The following is a 15,525-nucleotide window of genomic DNA, read 5'->3' on the forward strand; positions in this document are numbered from 1 at the left end:
TCGCTATGCGTGGGATCGGAACGTTTTTGCTGACGGCTTGGCTGGCGGTGCCAGTGCAGGCCGCCACGTTGCCAGTTACCGCGCAAGCGTGGTTGGAGCGGTTGCAGGCTGCGGAGCAGCAACATAGCTATCAAGGCACCTTTGTCTACGAGCGTAACGGCAGCTTCTCAACCCATGCGATCTGGCATCGGGTTGAGGCAAATGGCCAGGTACGTGAGCGACTGTTGCAATTGGATGGTCCGCTGCAAGAGATGTTGCGCCTCGATGCTCAGTTGCAATGCATCAGCACCCAGCAGGTTGAGCAACGGGCGTCGGTGTCGGGTTTGGTTGTGCAGCAACTGCAGCCGGCGCAATTGGCCGCTCACTATGATTTGCGCATCCTTGGTCAATCGCGGGTCGCAGGTCATGCAGCGGTAGTCCTGGCGTTGCTGCCGCGCGATCAATATCGCTACGGTCTTGAGTTACACCTTGATCAGCAAACTGGCTTGGCGCTCAAATCCTTGTTGCTCAATGAGCAGGGCCAGTTGCTCGAGCGTTTTCAGTTCACCCAATTAGACAGTCGCAGTGAACTCACTGATGCGGCGCTGCAGCCTGGCCCTGATTGTTTGGCGGTAGCGGTGGCGCCAGTCGCTCCTGCGCTTGTCAGCCCTTGGCGGGCTGCATGGTTGCCGCCGGGCTTTAGTTTGATCGGTACCGAACAACGTGACGGTCAGAGTGCGAATGAGTCGCTGACCTGGTTGATTTTTAGCGATGGCTTGGCCCGCTTTTCAGTGTTTATCGAGGCCTTGCCTAGCACTGCAGTTGAAGATCTACATCGCCAGCTGGGGCCGACTGTGGTGGTTTCCCAGCAGATGCAAGGTGTCAGTGGGCCGGTAATGGTCACGGTGGTGGGCGAGGTGCCCTTGGTCGCCGCCGAGCGCGTGGTCTTGTCGATGGGGTTGGCGGCTGAGCAGGCGACACCATGATCGAGGAGCCGGGGCGGGTGGTTAGCCTTGATGACGGCGTCGTTTGGGTCGAGACCTTGCGCAAGAGCACTTGTTCCAGTTGTTCGGCGAATGCCGGCTGCGGGCAGGGCTTGCTGGATAAATTGGCGATTAGCAGTCAGCGCGGCACTGTTCGCGTTCTGACTGACTTGCAGCTGAGGGTCGGCGATAACGTGATTATCGGACTGCGTGAGGATGCGTTGTTGCGTAGCGCGTTGCTGGTCTATCTGCTGCCCTTGTTTGGCTTGTTTGCGGGTGCTTTGGGCGCTGATTATTTTGCGTTTGGCGAGCTCTTGAGTATCGCTGCAGGGTTGCTCGGATTGCTGCTGGCAGGCTTGTTTGTGCGTGAGCACAGCCGGCGTCACGCGGATGATCCGGCGCTGCAGCCGGTGGTGCTGCGGGCCCTGCTGGGCGCGCCGTTGAGTTGTTAATTGGTGGATTTATCGTGTCGATCAGAGGTTTATGCCTAAATGCTTACGTTAAAAACCTATAGTTGCGCCGTGGCTGCCGTGTTGTTGATGAGTCAGGCGCTGCTAGCGCGCGCCGATTTGCCCGACTTTACCAAGATGGTCGAGGCCGCCTCGCCGGCGGTGGTGAATATCAGCACCCGGCAGAAAGTCACCCAGCGTGCGGATGCCGCCAGTGGTCAGCAGATTCCCAATCTGGAAGGTCTACCGCCGGAATTTCGCGAGTTCTTCGAGCGTGGTATTCCGCAGCAGCCGCGCAATCCAGGTGGTCGTCAGCGTGAGGCGCAATCGCTGGGTTCGGGTTTTATTATTTCCGCTGATGGTTATATCTTGACCAATAATCACGTGGTCACGGGGGCCGATGAGATAATCGTGCGCCTGGCTGATCGCAGTGAGCTGGAAGCCAAACTAATTGGCGGCGATCCGCGTACCGACGTGGCACTGCTGAAAATTGCCGGTAAAGACCTGCCAACCCTGAAGCTGGGTAAGTCGGATGACTTGAAGGTTGGCGAGTGGGTGCTGGCCATAGGCTCGCCTTTTGGCTTTGATCACTCGGCTACTGCCGGTATTGTCTCGGCCAAGGGCCGTAGCCTACCCAATGAAAACTACGTGCCCTTTATTCAGACCGATGTGGCGATTAATCCGGGTAACTCCGGCGGGCCGCTGTTCAATTTGGACGGCGATGTGGTGGGCATCAACTCGCAAATTTTCACCCGTTCGGGTGGCTTTATGGGCTTGTCATTTGCTATCCCGATCGACGTGGCCATGGATGTCGCCAATCAACTTAAAGCCTCCGGCAAGGTCAGTCGCGGCTGGTTGGGGGTGGTGATTCAGGAGGTCAATAAGGATCTGGCCGAGTCCTTTGGTCTGGATAAGCCCGCCGGTGCGCTGGTGGCCCAAGTGATGCCGGATGGGCCGGCGGCCAGGGGGGGGTTGCAGGCCGGTGATGTAATTTTGAACTTGAATGGCCAGCCGATCATCATGTCGGCGGATCTGCCGCATTTGGTCGGTGCGCTCAAAGCGGGCGCTAAGGCTGAGCTGGATGTGGTCCGCGCGGGGGAGCGCAAGACCCTGCAAATGACCGTTGGCGCCTTGCCAGAAGATGATGAAACGCTCGCAGCCAATGCGGCATCCGGTCCGACGGTCAGCAATAATCGGCTCGGCTTGGTGGTGGTTGAGTTAACTCCCGAGCAAAAAAACGCCCTTGATCTGAAAAATGGCGTGCTGGTGAAGGGCGTCCTAGAGGGGCCAGCAGCCTTGATGGGGGTGCGTGTCGGGGACGTGATCACCCATCTGAATAATCAGGCGATTGATTCGAGTAAAACGTTCGCGGCCGTGGCCAAGACGCTGCCGATGAACCGCTCGGTGTCGATGCGGGTGCTGCGTGAGGGGCGTGCCAGCTTTATTACCTTCAAATTGACCGAGTAAAACCTGCAGAGTGGCGAAAAGGGCGGTTTACCGCCTTTTTTTGCGCGCGAGTTTTAGCGCCAGTCAGCCGCTGGCGTGACGCTGAAGGCGGGCTTCAGGTACACTTGCGGGCTATTTTCGGCGGGCAGTCTGCCTGCGGCCTTTTTGAGTGTTGATCCGTGAGTGATCTGAGCCATATCCGCAATTTCTCCATCATCGCGCACATTGACCACGGCAAGTCGACGCTGGCTGACCGCTTTATCCAGATGTGCGGCGGCCTGTCGGCGCGTGAAATGGAGGCTCAGGTACTCGATTCGATGGACCTTGAGCGCGAGCGCGGCATCACCATCAAGGCCCACAGCGTCACCCTCTATTACACCGCCCAAGACGGCAAAACCTACCAGCTGAACTTCATTGACACGCCCGGTCACGTCGATTTCACCTATGAGGTCAGCCGCTCCTTGGCCGCCTGTGAAGGCGCGTTGCTGGTGGTCGATGCCGGTCAAGGCGTCGAAGCGCAATCGGTGGCCAACTGCTACACCGCCATCGAGCAGGGCCTTGAGGTCATGCCGGTGCTGAATAAGATTGACTTGCCGCAGGCCGATCCAGACAAAGTTAAAGAAGAAATCGAACAGATTATCGGCATCGACGCCACCGACGCCGTGACCTGCAGTGCCAAGACTGGCCTGGGTGTCGATGAGGTGTTGGAGCGCTTGGTGGCGACCATTCCGCCGCCGACCGGCGATATCGAGGCGCCACTGCAGGCACTGATCATTGACTCCTGGTTCGATAACTACCTGGGCGTGGTCTCGCTGGTGCGGGTGCGTCACGGTCGGGTGAAGAAGGGCGACAAGTTGCTGGTGAAATCCACCGGCAAGATCCACCTGGTCGACAGCGTCGGGGTGTTCAGCCCCAAGCACACCGAAACCGTCGACCTCAAAGCCGGTGAAGTGGGCTTTATCATTGCCGGTATCAAAGACATCCACGGCGCGCCAGTGGGCGATACCCTGACCCTCAGCAGCACCCCTGATGTCGATGTGCTGCCCGGCTTTAAGCGGATTCAGCCGCAGGTGTATGCCGGCTTGTTCCCGGTCAGCTCGGAAGATTTCGAAGATTTCCGCGATGCCCTGCAAAAGCTCACCCTGAATGACTCGTCCTTGCAGTACTCGCCGGAAAGCTCGGACGCCTTGGGTTTTGGCTTTCGCTGCGGCTTCCTCGGCATGCTGCACATGGAAATCATTCAGGAGCGCCTGGAGCGCGAGTACGACCTCGACCTGATTACCACCGCGCCGACGGTAATCTTCGAATTGCTGATGAAGAACGGTGAGACGATCTACGTCGATAACCCGTCGAAAATGCCGGATCTGGCCGGCGTCGAAGATATGCGCGAACCGATCGTGCAGGCCAATATTTTGGTCCCGCAGGAGCATTTGGGTAACGTCATTACCCTGTGTATCGAGAAGCGTGGCGTACAGCGTGATATGCAGTTCCTCGGCTCGCAGGTGCAGATCCGCTACGACTTGCCGATGAACGAAGTGGTGTTGGACTTCTTCGACCGACTCAAATCCGTCAGCCGTGGCTACGCCTCGCTGGATTACCACTTTGATCGCTACCAGTCGGCCAGCTTGGTCAAGCTGGATGTGTTGATCAACGGCGACAAGGTCGATGCCTTGGCGCTGATCGTGCACCGCGACAACGCCCATTACAAAGGCCGCGCGTTGACCGAGAAGATGAAAGAACTGATCCCGCGGCAGATGTTTGATGTGGCGATTCAGGCGGCAATCGGTGGGCAGATTGTTGCGCGTACTACCGTTAAAGCGCTCAGGAAGAACGTGCTGGCCAAGTGTTACGGCGGTGATGTGAGCCGTAAACGCAAACTGCTAGAGAAGCAAAAAGCCGGTAAAAAACGCATGAAGCAAGTCGGTAACGTGGAAATCCCACAGGAAGCCTTCCTTGCAGTGCTCAGGTTGGATAGCTAGGGAGCCTCTGAAAAGGTAGCGAGCGATGGTTAGGCAAGGCGAAATAAGCCGAGAAAGCGCAGTTTACGTGCTGTAAATGAGCATTTCGAGGCTGATTTCAACGCAGCATAACCGAGCGCAGTAGTTTTCAGAGGTTCCCTAAACACTTGGATGGTTACGGATGATGTCGTTGAATTTTCCACTGTTACTGGTCATCGCCGTGGCTGTTTGCGGCGCCTTGGCCTTGTTTGACCTGCTGCTGTTGGCGCCGGTCCGGCGCAAAGCCAGCGCGGCTTACAGCGCTCAGGTAGTTGAGCCGGATCAGGCGGTGCTGGAGACGCTGAACAAAGAACCCTTGCTGGTTGAATACGGTAAGTCGTTCTTTCCGGTGCTGGCCATAGTGCTGGTGTTGCGTTCGTTTTTACTCGAGCCGTTTCAGATTCCGTCCGGCTCGATGTTGCCGACCCTTGAAGTTGGCGACTTTATTCTGGTGAATAAATTTGCCTATGGCATTCGTTTGCCGGTGCTGGATCGCAAGATTATCGAGGTTGGCAACCCGCAGCGTGGCGATGTCATGGTGTTTCGCTTCCCGAGCGAGCCGAGTGTCAATTACATCAAGCGGGTCGTTGGGCTGCCGGGCGACAAAGTTCGCTACAGCGCCGACGGTCGCTTGTTCGTCAACGATCAGTCGGTTGCCGAGCAGTTGCTCGGCGAAGAGGCGGGAAGCTTGGGCAGTGCGGCGCATTACAGCGAACAGTTGGGCGCCATTGAGCACCGCATTCGCAAGCAGATGAATCGTTATCACGTTGGCGCCGGCCAGTGGCAAGTACCGCAAGGGCACTATTTTATGATGGGTGACAATCGCGATAACTCCAACGACAGTCGTCTGTGGAATGATCAGAAGATCCCTAAAGAATTGCTTGGCATGGTTCCCGACCAAAATATTGTCGGCAAGGCCTTTGCCATCTGGCTTACCTGGCCAGAACCCAAGCTGCACAATTTGCCAAGTTTTTCCCGTGTGGGCCTGATTCGCTAGAAAAATCGGCTCACTCGCAGGCAACAAGATTTTTAGCTTATATAGTTTTGTTTAGCCCACAGGCCATTCAACTACTTTGCACTTGAGGTCGATTATGAGATTTGCACATTCACAGAAGGGTATGTCGGTACTGGGCTGGATGACCATGCTGGCGCTGGTGGCCTTTCTTGCCAGTGCGGTATTTAAGATGGTTCCGCATTATCTGGATTACAACGCGCTGCAGAAATCCATTGCCTCGGTTGAGACCGATAAGGCCGCCGATATACGCACAGTGCCTGAGTTTTACAGCCATATCAGTAAAAGCATGACGATCAATGCCATTCGCGATCTTAAGCTTGATGAAATTCTTACTGTGGTCATTGAGGACAACGAGTTTCGTGCGCACCTGAAATACGAAACCCGTGAGCCATTGATCGAGAACCTTGATCTGGTGGCGCGCTTCGACAAAGAATTTCGCGTGCGCATGCCGTGAGTTCTTCTACTGCGGCAAGTTCATCATTGGCGCGTTTACAGCGCCAACTCGGTTACACCTTTAAAGACCAGGAGCTAATGATCCTGGCCCTGACCCATCGCAGCTTTGCCGGGCTCAACAATGAGCGGCTGGAGTTTCTCGGCGATGCGATCCTTAACTTCGTCGCCGGTGAGGAGCTGTTTGTGCGCTTCCCGTTGGCCCGTGAAGGTCAGCTGTCACGCTTGCGGGCACGCTTGGTCAAGGGCGAAACCCTGGCGGTGCTGGCCCGTGGGTTTGACTTGGGTGAGTATCTGCGTCTGGGTTCCGGTGAGCTGAAAAGCGGTGGTTTTCGCCGTGAATCGATTCTGGCCGATGCCTTGGAAGCCTTGATCGGCGCTATCTACCTGGATGCCGGCATGGACGCAGCCCGTGAGCGGGTGTTGGCCTGGCTGACGGGCGAGCTGGCCGGCCTGACCCTGGTGGATACCAACAAAGATCCAAAAACCCGCTTGCAGGAGTTTCTGCAATCGCGGGCCTGCGAGTTACCGCAGTATGAAGTGGTGGATATTCAGGGGGAGCCGCATTGCCGGATCTTTCTGGTTGAATGCCAGATTGCCCTCTTGAATGATAAAACCCGTGGTCAGGGCGCTAGCCGCCGAATTGCCGAGCAAGTAGCGGCAGCGGCAGCTCTGATTGCCTTGGGTGTGGAGAACGACCATGAATGACAATATCGAGCCGGGCACTGAGACAGAGCCAGGCACTGACGCGCCAACCCCAGGGGTATCGCGTTGCGGCTATGTCGCCATCGTCGGCCGCCCCAACGTCGGCAAGTCGACGCTGATTAACCATATCCTCGGCCAGAAGTTGGCGATCACCTCGCGTAAACCCCAGACCACCCGGCACAACATGCTCGGGATCAAAACCGAGGGCGCGGTGCAAGCGGTGTACGTGGATACCCCGGGGCTGCACAAGAATGGCGAGAAAGCCCTGAATCGCTACATGAACAAAACCGCCTCGGCCGCGTTGAAAGATGTCGATGTGGTGATCTTCGTGGTCGACCGCACCCGTTGGACCGATGAAGACCAGATGGTTCTCGAGCGCATTCAATACGTGCAGGGGCCAGTGATTTTGGCGATTAATAAAACCGATCGCATCGACGACAAAGCCCAGCTGATGCCGCATCTTGAATGGTTGCAGCAGCAACTGCCCAAGGCTTTTATCGTGCCGATCTCGGCCCAGCAAGGGCATAACCTCGACACCCTGGAAAAACTGGTGGCCGAGAACCTGCCGGAGTGTGAGCATTTTTTCCCGGAAGATCAGATCACCGACCGCTCCAGCCGCTTTTTGGCCGCCGAACTGGTGCGCGAGAAGATCATGCGCCAGCTGGGTGCCGAGCTGCCGTACCAGATCACCGTCGAGATCGAAGAGTTCAAGCAGCAAGGCCGCACCCTGCATATCCATGCCCTGATTCTGGTGGAGCGCGACGGCCAGAAGAAAATCATCATTGGTGACAGCGGCGAGCGGATCAAGCGCATCGGCATGGAGGCGCGCAAAGACATGGAGGTGTTGTTCGACTCCAAAGTCATGCTCAATCTGTGGGTCAAGGTGAAAAGCGGCTGGTCCGACGATGAGCGCGCCCTGCGTTCGCTGGGTTACGGCGACATCTAGCTAAATCAGGATCTAAGCCATGCTCAGCCAGGCGCAGCCGGCCTTCGTCCTGCACAGCCGGGCCTACCGCGAAAGCAGTGCGCTGGTTGATCTGCTCACGCCGCAAGGCCGCCTGCGGGCAGTGCTGCGCAGCGCGCGTGGCAAGGCCGGCAGCCAGGCGCGGGCCTTTGTGCCACTGGAAGTCGAGCTGCGCGGCCGTGGCGAGCTGAAAACCATTGGCCGGCTGGAAAGTGTTGGCATTGCTAATTTTCTGCAGGGCTATGCGCTGTTTAGCGGCCTGTATCTAAACGAGCTATTGATTCGCTTATTGCCCGCCGAAGACCCGCACCCTGAGCTGTTCGAACACTATCGCATGACCATTTTGGCACTGGCGGCCAAGCGGCCATTGGAGCCGTTACTGCGGGCTTTTGAATGGCGCTTGCTGGACGAATTAGGCTATGGTTTTGCCCTCGATCAAGACCTGCACGGGCAGGCGATAGAGGCGCCGAGGCTGTATCGCCTGCGCGCGGATGCCGGTTTTGAACCGGTGACGCAGCTGCAACCTGGGGTCTTTCAGGGCCGTGATTTATTGGCCATGGCCAGCGCCGACTGGTCCGCCCCTGGCGCCTTGGCGGCGGCTAAACGGCTGATGCGCCAAGCCTTGGCGCCACATCTGGGTGGCAAGCCGCTGGTCAGCCGTGAGCTATTTGTTAATCTGCAATCGAGCCACCGTATTGAGCAACTTTAAGGAGTCCATTTGTGACTGAGGCAACGCGTATTCTGCTGGGGATCAACATCGACCACGTCGCCACCTTGCGTCAGGCTCGCGGTACCCGCTATCCCGACCCGGTCAAGGCGGCGCTGGATGCCGAAGAGGCCGGTGCCGATGGCATCACCGTGCACCTGCGCGAAGATCGCCGGCATATCCAGGAACGTGACGTGCGGGTGCTCAAGGAGGTGCTGCAAACGCGGATGAACTTCGAGATGGGCGTGACCGAGTCGATGCTGGCCTTCGCCGAAGACATCCGCCCGGCCCATGTCTGTCTGGTGCCCGAGACTCGACAGGAGCTGACCACCGAAGGCGGCCTCGACGTCGCCGGTCAGGAAGAACGCATTCGTGCCGCGGTCGAGCGTCTGGCCCGGATCGGTTGCGAAGTGTCGCTGTTTATCGATGCGGAGCCCGCGCAAATCGAGGCGGCCAAGCGTGTCGGTGCGCCGGCTATCGAGTTGCATACCGGGCGTTACGCCGATGCCCAGACGCCCGCTGAAACAGCCATAGAGCTTGAGCGAATTCGAGTCGGTGTGGCCTGCGGTTTGGCTAATGGCTTGATTGTGAATGCCGGCCATGGCCTGCATTACCACAATGCTGAGGCGGTGGCGGCGATCCCCGGCATCAATGAGCTGAACATCGGCCACGCCATAGTCGCCCACGCCTTGTTTGTCGGCTTTAAAGCGGCGGTGGCCGAGATGAAACAACTGATAGTGGCGGCCGCTGCACGCCGCTAATACTTAGCCATCGCCCAGAAAAAAGCCCGGCCATTGATTGCGCCGGGCTTTTTTATGTTGGCTTAGCGCTACGGCGTCGGCGGAAATTCTTGATGCAGGCGGCCGAGGTGGGCGTCCTTGTCTTCCCATAGTTGATTGACCCACTGCTGAAACGCCAGCTTGTAGCCGTCGTCCTGGTCGTAGTTTTTGCCGATAAACTGCTTGGGAATCTCAACCTGCTCGAAGCGCACCACCACTCGCTGCAAACGCCCGCAGAGCAGGTCCCAGAAGGTTGGGGTGCCATTGGGGTAGTGGATGGTGACGTTGAGCATGGAGGCCAGTTGTTCGCCCATGGCGTCCAGCACAAAGGCGATGCCGCCGGCCTTGGGCTTGAGTAAATAGGTGAAGGGCGAGTTTTGCTGCGCCTGTTTGGCCGCCGTCATGCGCGTGCCTTCGAGGAAGTTAAACACCGATACCGGGTTGGTCTTGTAGCGCTGGCAGGCCTTGCGGGTGGTGGCCATGTCTTGCCCGCGTTTTTCCGGGTGCTTGGCCAAATACTGCTTGCTGAAGCGCTTCATAAAAGGGAATTCCAGTGCCCACCAGCACAGGCCAATCACCGGCACCCAAATCAGTTGCTGCTTGAGAAAGAACTTCAGAAACGGCGCCCGGCGATTGAGCAAGTGCTGCAGGATCAGAATATCCACCCAAGTCTGGTGGTTGCTGGTGACCAGATAGGATTCGCGCAGGTTGACCTTTTCCAGGCCCTGAACGTCCCACTGAATCGGCTGCACCAGGTACATCCAGGCGCTGTTGACCGAGATCCAGGCATTGGCCGAGCCATGCACGACCTTATTGATCAGGCGGCGGGCGGCCTGAAACGGCAGTACTGCTTTGAACAGCGCGCCGATAAACAGCGGCCAGCAGAAAATCAGGGTGTTGAGTGCCAGCGTCAAGCTGGCCAGTACGCCGCGCAGCGGCCCTGGAAGAAAACCTAGCATCGAGTTAAACCTTTGAAGTTCGGCGTCTAAGCGCCCTGAATTGGTCAAAGTTTACGCGGCAGTAATGCCACAAGCTAAAACGTGGCACAGATTAACCCTTGCCGGCGGAGCTGCAAACCTGTCGCCGGTATCTAGATTGGCGTAAATGCCGGCATGCTTAGCGGCTTTGCTCGGTTTTCTCCGACATATTGGCCGCCTGTACGGCGGTCAGGGCGATGGTGTAGACGATGTCGTCGACCAGTGCGCCGCGGGACAAGTCGTTCACTGGCTTACGTAAACCTTGCAGCATGGGGCCAACGCTGACGCAGTCGGCGCTGCGTTGCACGGCCTTGTAGGTAGTGTTGCCGGTATTCAGGTCGGGGAAGATAAACACCGTGGCGCGCCCGGCCACCGGGCTATTGGGGGCTTTCTGTTGGCCGACACTGGCAATCGCGGCGGCGTCGTATTGCAGGGGGCCGTCGATTAGTAATTGTGGTTGGCGCTCGCGGGCGAGGCGGGTGGCTTCGCGGACCTTCTCCACCTCACTGCCGGTGCCGGAGTCGCCGGTGGAGTAGCTGATCATCGCCACCCGCGGCTCGATGCCAAAAGCTGTGGCGGACGCCGCGCTTTGCAGGGCGATTTCCGCCAGCTCGGCGGCATTCGGGTCGGGGTTCACCGCACAATCGCCGTAGACCACCACCTGGTCGGGCAGCAGCATGAAAAATACCGAGGACACCAGCTGATAGCCCGGCGCGGTTTTGATTAGCTGCAGCGCCGGGCGAATGGTGTTGGCGGTGGTGTGGATGGCGCCGGAGACCAGACCGTCCACTTCATCCAGCGCCAGCATCATGGTGCCGAGCACCACCGAGTCCTCCAGCTGTTGCTCGGCCATGGGAGCATTCAGATTTTTGCCTTTGCGCAGTTCCACCATGGGCGCCACATAGCGTTTGCGGATCAGCTCAGGATCGAGAATTTCCAAGCCCTCAGGCAATTCAATCCCTAAGGCTTTGGCTACGCTTTGCACTTCTGCCGGATTGCCCAGCAGCACGCAGCGGGCAATGCCACGGCTTTGGCAGATGACTGCGGCCTGGATGGTGCGCGGCTCACAGCCTTCGGGCAGGACGATGCGCAGGTTGGCCGCTTGCGCCTGTTTAACCAGTTGATAGCGAAACGCGGCCGGTGACAGGTGTGGCTCGCGGGGGCTGCCACAGCGCAGGCGCAACCACTCATGATCGATATGGCTGGCGACGAACTCGGTGACCAGCTCGGCGCGCTCGCGGTCATCGATGGGGATTTCCTGGTTCATTCGATTGAGGTTGGTGGCGGTGTCGTAGGAGTTGCTCGCCACCGTCAGCACCGGCAAGCCGGCGTTCAGCGCGCCCTGACAGAGCTCCATGATCCGTGGATCGGGGGCGAAATCGCTGCACAACAGTAAGCCCGCCAGTGGCACGCCGTTCATGCTGGCCAGGCTCGCGGCCAGAATAATGTCGTCGCGATCCCCCGGAGTCACCACCAGCACGCCGGGCTTGAGCAGCTGCACTGTATTGGGCACGGCGCGGGCGCACAGCACTATTTGCTGCACCCGGCGTTGTTCATAGTCACCGGCGTTAAGTACGTTGGCGCCGAGCAAATCGGCCACATCTCGGGTGCGCGGGGCGTTGAGCTGACTCTGCCAGGGAATGCTGCCGAGCAGGCGCAACGGCGCGCCGCCTTGCAGGCTGGCGAGCTCCGGCAAGCGCCGGGTGAACTCGACGACGGCGCCTTCGTAGCGGACTTTATTGAGGATCACCCCCAGCACTTTCGGGGCTTTGGCGCCGCCAAACATCTGCATCAGAATTTCGATGCGGTCGAACAGTTCGGTGAGGTTCTCGGATTCGGCGGCCGAGACCAGAATCACCTCGGCATCCAGGCTCTTGGCTAGGTGCTGATTGAGCTGCCCGGCGTAACTGACCTGGCGGGTTTGCACCATGCCCTCGACTATCACCACATCGTGGCCGGCCGCCGCTTGCTGGTGCAGGTTGATGATTTCTTCCAGCAGCTCAGCCAACTGGCCATCGCCCAGGCGCCGCTCAACATAGGCACGCTCCAGTGGTTTGGGCGATTGCAAACCATGGGTGCGCGCGATCAGCTCGCTGGAGCGCTCGGGGCCGGAGTCGCCGGCGTGTTGCTGGGCAATGGGTTTGCAAAAACCGACCTTCAATCCGGCCAGCTCTAACGCCCGCACCAGGCCGAGGCTGATGGAGGTCAGGCCGACGCCAAAGCCGGTGGGGACGATAAGAAAAGTATGCATGTGCCAGTCCTTAATTCGGTAGCGCGACTGTGTTGATCGCGGCAAGCGTGTCCAGGGCGATCTGCCGCTCTTCATTGGTGGCAATCACCAGCACCCGCGTATGTCCCTGCAGCTCAATCGGCCCGCTATTTCCGCCGACGCAGGCGAGGTTGGCGGCGGGGTCCAGTCGCAGGTTCAGCAGCTGTAAATGCTCGAGGGTTTTGCTGCGCACCAACGCTGAGTTTTCGCCAATGCCGCCGGTAAAAATCAGCCCGTCCAGTCGCGGCAGGGCGCACCCCATGGCTGCCAGGGATTTGGCCAGGCGATAGCAAAACACCTCAATCGCCAGGGTGGCGCCCGGATGCCCTTTGGCGCGGGCTTGCTCCAGGCTGCGCATGTCATTGGACAAACCCGATAAACCGAGCAGGCCGCTGTCGTGATTAAGCATGTGTTCGATCTGCTCAAGGCTCCAGTCCAGGGTGCGCGATAGGTGGCCAAACAGGTTGGGGTCGACGTCGCCGCTGCGGGTGCCCATGGCCAAACCCTCCAAGGGGGTCAGGCCCATGCTGGTGTCGCGGCTCTGGCCGTTGACTATGGCGCAGGTCGAGCAGCCATTGCCCAGGTGCGCCGACAGCCAACTGCTATCAGTCACCGGCAAGCCGCTCAACTCGGCGGCGCGCAGGCTGACATAGCGGTGGCTAGTGCCATGGAAGCCATAGCGGCGCACACCATGCTCGCGGTACAGCACCTCGGGCAGGGCGTAGCGATACGCATGTTCGGGCAAGCTTTGGTGAAAGGCGGTGTCGAACACCGCCACCTGCGGCAGCTCGGGGAACAGCGCCAGCGCCGCTTCTATGCCCTGCAAGTTGGCCGGATTGTGCAGCGGTGCCAAGGGCGCTGTTTGGCGAATCGCCGCCAAGGTCTGCGGGTTGATGAGGCTGGCGCTGGTGAAGTGTTCGCCGCCGTGCACCACCCGGTGGCCAATCCCCAGCAGTTGCTCGCCGGCCGCCTGCTGCACCAGCGGCAACAATTGCGCTAGTGCCGCGCGGTGATCGGCTGTGGCAATGGCCCTAGTGTGTTTTTGCCCGGCCGCCTGCCAGTGCAATACCGCGTCGGGCGAGCCGAGGCGTTCGGCCAGCCCGCTCAAGGCAAACGCCTGAGCATCCGGGTTAACCAAGGCGAACTTGATCGATGAACTGCCGCAATTGATTACTAAAATAGTGCCTGAGGGCATCAGTCATTCTCGTCTTGATTGATCGAATCAGCCGCTCGCTGAGCACACCAGCCGCACGGGAAGGGTTCTTTCAGCCTAGCTTGGCGTTGCGCGACCGCCATCACCCAGGCGCGGTTTTGCCAGGGTGGTTGGTGGCGTAAATGCTGGGTATGACCGCACGACAAGCTTGCCACCCAGTGGCCGTCAGCGTCCTGATGGAAGTCAAGCAGGCGTGGTGAATGCGTCGCAGTTGACGCGTTAGCCGGGTTTTTTGCGTCATTCATCAACAGGTGATCGTGGTGTAAAAGTTGTTCATGTCGGCAGATTTGCATCCGTTGGTCAGCGCTTGGTTCGCTTTCAGTCGGGGCCTTGGTTAAACTTGTCCGTTCTTTATTCTTTCGCAAAAGGTTAAGCCCCATGCTGATCGCTGCCAATAAGGCCGTCTCTATCGACTATACCCTGACCAACGATGCCGGTGAGGTGATCGATAGCTCTGCTGGCGGCGCACCGCTGGCCTACCTGCAAGGCGCAGGTAACATCATCGTTGGCCTGGAAAAAGCCCTTGAAGGCAAGCAAGCCGGCGACGAGTTGACTGTTTCGGTTGAGCCGCAAGAGGCTTACGGCGAGTACAGCGCCGAACTGGTTGCGACCCTGGGTCGTGACATGTTCGAAGGCGTTGAAGAGATGGAAGTGGGCATGCAGTTTCATGCCTCCGGTCCCGATGGCGGCATGCAAATCGTTACCGTGCGCGAGTTGGATGGCGACGACGTGATTGTCGATGGCAATCACCCATTGGCTGGTCAGCGTCTGACCTTCGCAGTAAAAATCGTCAGCGTGCGTGACGCCAGCGCCGAAGAACTGGCTCACGGTCACATCCATGGCGAGGGTGGTCACCACCACTGATTGATCAGCTGCTAAGCTGAGACAAGGCCATAACAAGCTGCAAAAAAAGCGCCTGAGGGCGCTTTTTTTGTCCGCCAGGATTTACAGGGAGATTTACATGAGTGCCTTTCACGACCTTAATTTGCGTGCGCTAGACGGCCAGGATCTGCCGCTGTCGACGTTTAAAGGTCAAGTTTTACTGGTGGTGAACGTTGCCTCCAAGTGTGGCCTGACGCCGCAATATGCCGGGCTACAAGCCTTGTATCAGCACTATCATGCCCAGGGTTTTCATGTGCTGGGCTTGCCGTGCAACCAGTTTGCCGAGCAGGAGCCGGACAGCGAAGAAGAGATCGGCAAGTTTTGCAGTCTCAATTACGGCGTCACTTTTCCACTCAGCAGCAAACTAGAAGTCAACGGTCCAGGGCGTCATCCGCTGTACCGTTTATTGGCGGGTGAGGGCGCGGAGTTTCCCGGTGACATCAGCTGGAATTTCGAAAAATTCCTGCTCGGCCCAGACGGTCGGGTGCTTGCACGCTTCTCCCCGCGCACCACTACCGACGATCCCGGCTTGATCGATGCGGTGGAAAAAGCCTTGGCAGCACTGGCTGCCGAGTAAAGCCGGCTCTTAGCCAGGCGGTGTAAACCTGGCGCGGTCGTGTTCACTGAAGGTCGGGCATTTGTAGGATGGGTTAGCCGCGTAGTGGCGTAACCCATCGCAGGCTACCGACATGACTGCCGCCGATGGGTATC

General features: G+C 58.6%; 16 protein-coding genes. 12 read left to right on the forward strand and 4 right to left on the reverse strand.

The annotated features are described in order from the left end of the window. The first annotated feature begins 5 nt into the window (after positions 1 to 5). From Q8R10_RS13230 to pdxJ, 10 genes are all read left to right on the forward strand, one after another. On the forward strand, positions 6 to 965 hold the full coding sequence (locus Q8R10_RS13230; RefSeq protein WP_305654298.1) for a MucB/RseB C-terminal domain-containing protein: 960 nt from the start codon (positions 6 to 8) through the stop codon (positions 963 to 965). Continuing rightward, complete coding sequence (locus tag Q8R10_RS13235; RefSeq protein ID WP_305654299.1) at positions 962 to 1,414, forward strand: SoxR reducing system RseC family protein; 453 nt, start codon at positions 962 to 964, stop codon at positions 1,412 to 1,414. Before Q8R10_RS13230 ends, Q8R10_RS13235 begins: the two co-directional genes overlap by 4 nt. Positions 1,415 to 1,453: 39 nt before the next feature. Further along, a complete protein-coding gene (locus tag Q8R10_RS13240; RefSeq protein WP_305654300.1) occupies positions 1,454 to 2,878 on the forward strand; it encodes a DegQ family serine endoprotease in 1,425 nt (474 codons plus the stop codon). 158 nt (positions 2,879 to 3,036) lie between these two features. Continuing rightward, positions 3,037 to 4,836: a translation elongation factor 4 gene (lepA, locus tag Q8R10_RS13245; RefSeq protein WP_305654301.1), complete on the forward strand. Its 1,800-nt coding sequence runs from the start codon at positions 3,037 to 3,039 to the stop codon at positions 4,834 to 4,836. Between the two features lie 163 nt (positions 4,837 to 4,999). Then, positions 5,000 to 5,851 carry a signal peptidase I gene (lepB, locus tag Q8R10_RS13250; RefSeq protein WP_305654374.1) on the forward strand — a complete coding sequence of 284 codons (852 nt, stop codon included), beginning with the start codon at positions 5,000 to 5,002 and terminating at the stop codon, positions 5,849 to 5,851. Between the two features lie 94 nt (positions 5,852 to 5,945). Further along, positions 5,946 to 6,323, forward strand: a complete 378-nt coding sequence (locus Q8R10_RS13255; protein WP_305654302.1) for a DUF4845 domain-containing protein — start codon at positions 5,946 to 5,948, stop codon at positions 6,321 to 6,323. Beyond that, a complete protein-coding gene (gene rnc, locus Q8R10_RS13260) occupies positions 6,320 to 7,027 on the forward strand; it encodes a ribonuclease III (protein WP_305654303.1) in 708 nt (235 codons plus the stop codon). The genes Q8R10_RS13255 and rnc overlap by 4 nt, the downstream gene beginning before the upstream one ends. Next, positions 7,020 to 7,970: a GTPase Era gene (gene era / locus Q8R10_RS13265; protein WP_305654304.1), complete on the forward strand. Its 951-nt coding sequence runs from the start codon at positions 7,020 to 7,022 to the stop codon at positions 7,968 to 7,970. Before rnc ends, era begins: the two co-directional genes overlap by 8 nt. 19 nt (positions 7,971 to 7,989) lie before the next feature. Then, complete coding sequence (recO, locus tag Q8R10_RS13270) at positions 7,990 to 8,697, forward strand: DNA repair protein RecO (protein WP_305654305.1); 708 nt, start codon at positions 7,990 to 7,992, stop codon at positions 8,695 to 8,697. A gap of 11 nt (positions 8,698 to 8,708) precedes the next feature. Then, positions 8,709 to 9,455, forward strand: a complete 747-nt coding sequence (gene pdxJ, locus Q8R10_RS13275; RefSeq protein ID WP_305654306.1) for a pyridoxine 5'-phosphate synthase — start codon at positions 8,709 to 8,711, stop codon at positions 9,453 to 9,455. A gap of 68 nt (positions 9,456 to 9,523) precedes the next feature. Here pdxJ and Q8R10_RS13280 read toward each other — a convergent pair whose 3' ends face one another. The 4 genes from Q8R10_RS13280 to Q8R10_RS13295 form a co-directional block, all read right to left on the reverse strand. Beyond that, entirely contained in the window at positions 9,524 to 10,432 is a 909-nt protein-coding gene (locus tag Q8R10_RS13280) for an acyltransferase (protein ID WP_305654307.1), read from the reverse strand. Positions 10,433 to 10,589: 157 nt separating this feature from the next. Continuing rightward, positions 10,590 to 12,701, reverse strand: a complete 2,112-nt coding sequence (gene pta, locus Q8R10_RS13285) for a phosphate acetyltransferase (protein ID WP_305654308.1) — start codon at positions 12,699 to 12,701, stop codon at positions 10,590 to 10,592. A gap of 10 nt (positions 12,702 to 12,711) precedes the next feature. Continuing rightward, complete coding sequence (locus tag Q8R10_RS13290; RefSeq protein WP_305654309.1) at positions 12,712 to 13,914, reverse strand: acetate kinase; 1,203 nt, start codon at positions 13,912 to 13,914, stop codon at positions 12,712 to 12,714. Then, positions 13,914 to 14,342, reverse strand: coding sequence for a DUF3565 domain-containing protein (locus Q8R10_RS13295; RefSeq protein ID WP_305654375.1), 429 nt, complete (start codon positions 14,340 to 14,342; stop codon positions 13,914 to 13,916). Before Q8R10_RS13295 ends, Q8R10_RS13290 begins: the two co-directional genes overlap by 1 nt. Between Q8R10_RS13295 and Q8R10_RS13300 the strand changes: the two genes are divergently transcribed. After that, the gene (locus Q8R10_RS13300) at positions 14,311 to 14,796 is read left to right on the forward strand and encodes a peptidylprolyl isomerase (RefSeq protein ID WP_305654310.1); all 486 of its coding nucleotides are present in this window, start codon (positions 14,311 to 14,313) and stop codon (positions 14,794 to 14,796) included. The two genes, Q8R10_RS13295 and Q8R10_RS13300, sit on opposite strands and share 32 nt — an antisense overlap. Before the next feature lie 97 nt (positions 14,797 to 14,893). After that, the gene (locus Q8R10_RS13305) at positions 14,894 to 15,391 is read left to right on the forward strand and encodes a glutathione peroxidase (protein ID WP_305654311.1); all 498 of its coding nucleotides are present in this window, start codon (positions 14,894 to 14,896) and stop codon (positions 15,389 to 15,391) included. Positions 15,392 to 15,525 lie beyond the last annotated feature (134 nt).

It is taken from the genome of Pseudomonas sp. (genome assembly GCF_030698175.1).
GTDB lineage: Bacteria > Pseudomonadota > Gammaproteobacteria > Pseudomonadales > Pseudomonadaceae > Aquipseudomonas.

Bases quoted from the DNA above. Each gene is read 5' to 3' on its own strand.
- Q8R10_RS13280 (WP_305654307.1), bottom strand. From the start codon at position 10,432: ATGCTAGGTTTTCTTCCAGGGCCGCTGCGCGGCGTACTGGCCAGCTTG.
- Q8R10_RS13255 (WP_305654302.1), top strand. From the start codon at position 5,946: ATGAGATTTGCACATTCACAGAAGGGTATGTCGGTACTGGGCTGGATG.
- Q8R10_RS13305 (WP_305654311.1), top strand. From the start codon at position 14,894: ATGAGTGCCTTTCACGACCTTAATTTGCGTGCGCTAGACGGCCAGGAT.
- Q8R10_RS13300 (WP_305654310.1), top strand. From the start codon at position 14,311: ATGCTGATCGCTGCCAATAAGGCCGTCTCTATCGACTATACCCTGACC.
- Q8R10_RS13235 (WP_305654299.1), top strand. From the start codon at position 962: ATGATCGAGGAGCCGGGGCGGGTGGTTAGCCTTGATGACGGCGTCGTT.
- Q8R10_RS13240 (WP_305654300.1), top strand. From the start codon at position 1,454: ATGCTTACGTTAAAAACCTATAGTTGCGCCGTGGCTGCCGTGTTGTTG.
- lepB (WP_305654374.1), top strand. From the start codon at position 5,000: ATGTCGTTGAATTTTCCACTGTTACTGGTCATCGCCGTGGCTGTTTGC.
- era (WP_305654304.1), top strand. From the start codon at position 7,020: ATGAATGACAATATCGAGCCGGGCACTGAGACAGAGCCAGGCACTGAC.
- pta (WP_305654308.1), bottom strand. From the start codon at position 12,701: ATGCATACTTTTCTTATCGTCCCCACCGGCTTTGGCGTCGGCCTGACC.
- Q8R10_RS13230 (WP_305654298.1), top strand. From the start codon at position 6: ATGCGTGGGATCGGAACGTTTTTGCTGACGGCTTGGCTGGCGGTGCCA.
- Q8R10_RS13290 (WP_305654309.1), bottom strand. From the start codon at position 13,914: ATGCCCTCAGGCACTATTTTAGTAATCAATTGCGGCAGTTCATCGATC.
- recO (WP_305654305.1), top strand. From the start codon at position 7,990: ATGCTCAGCCAGGCGCAGCCGGCCTTCGTCCTGCACAGCCGGGCCTAC.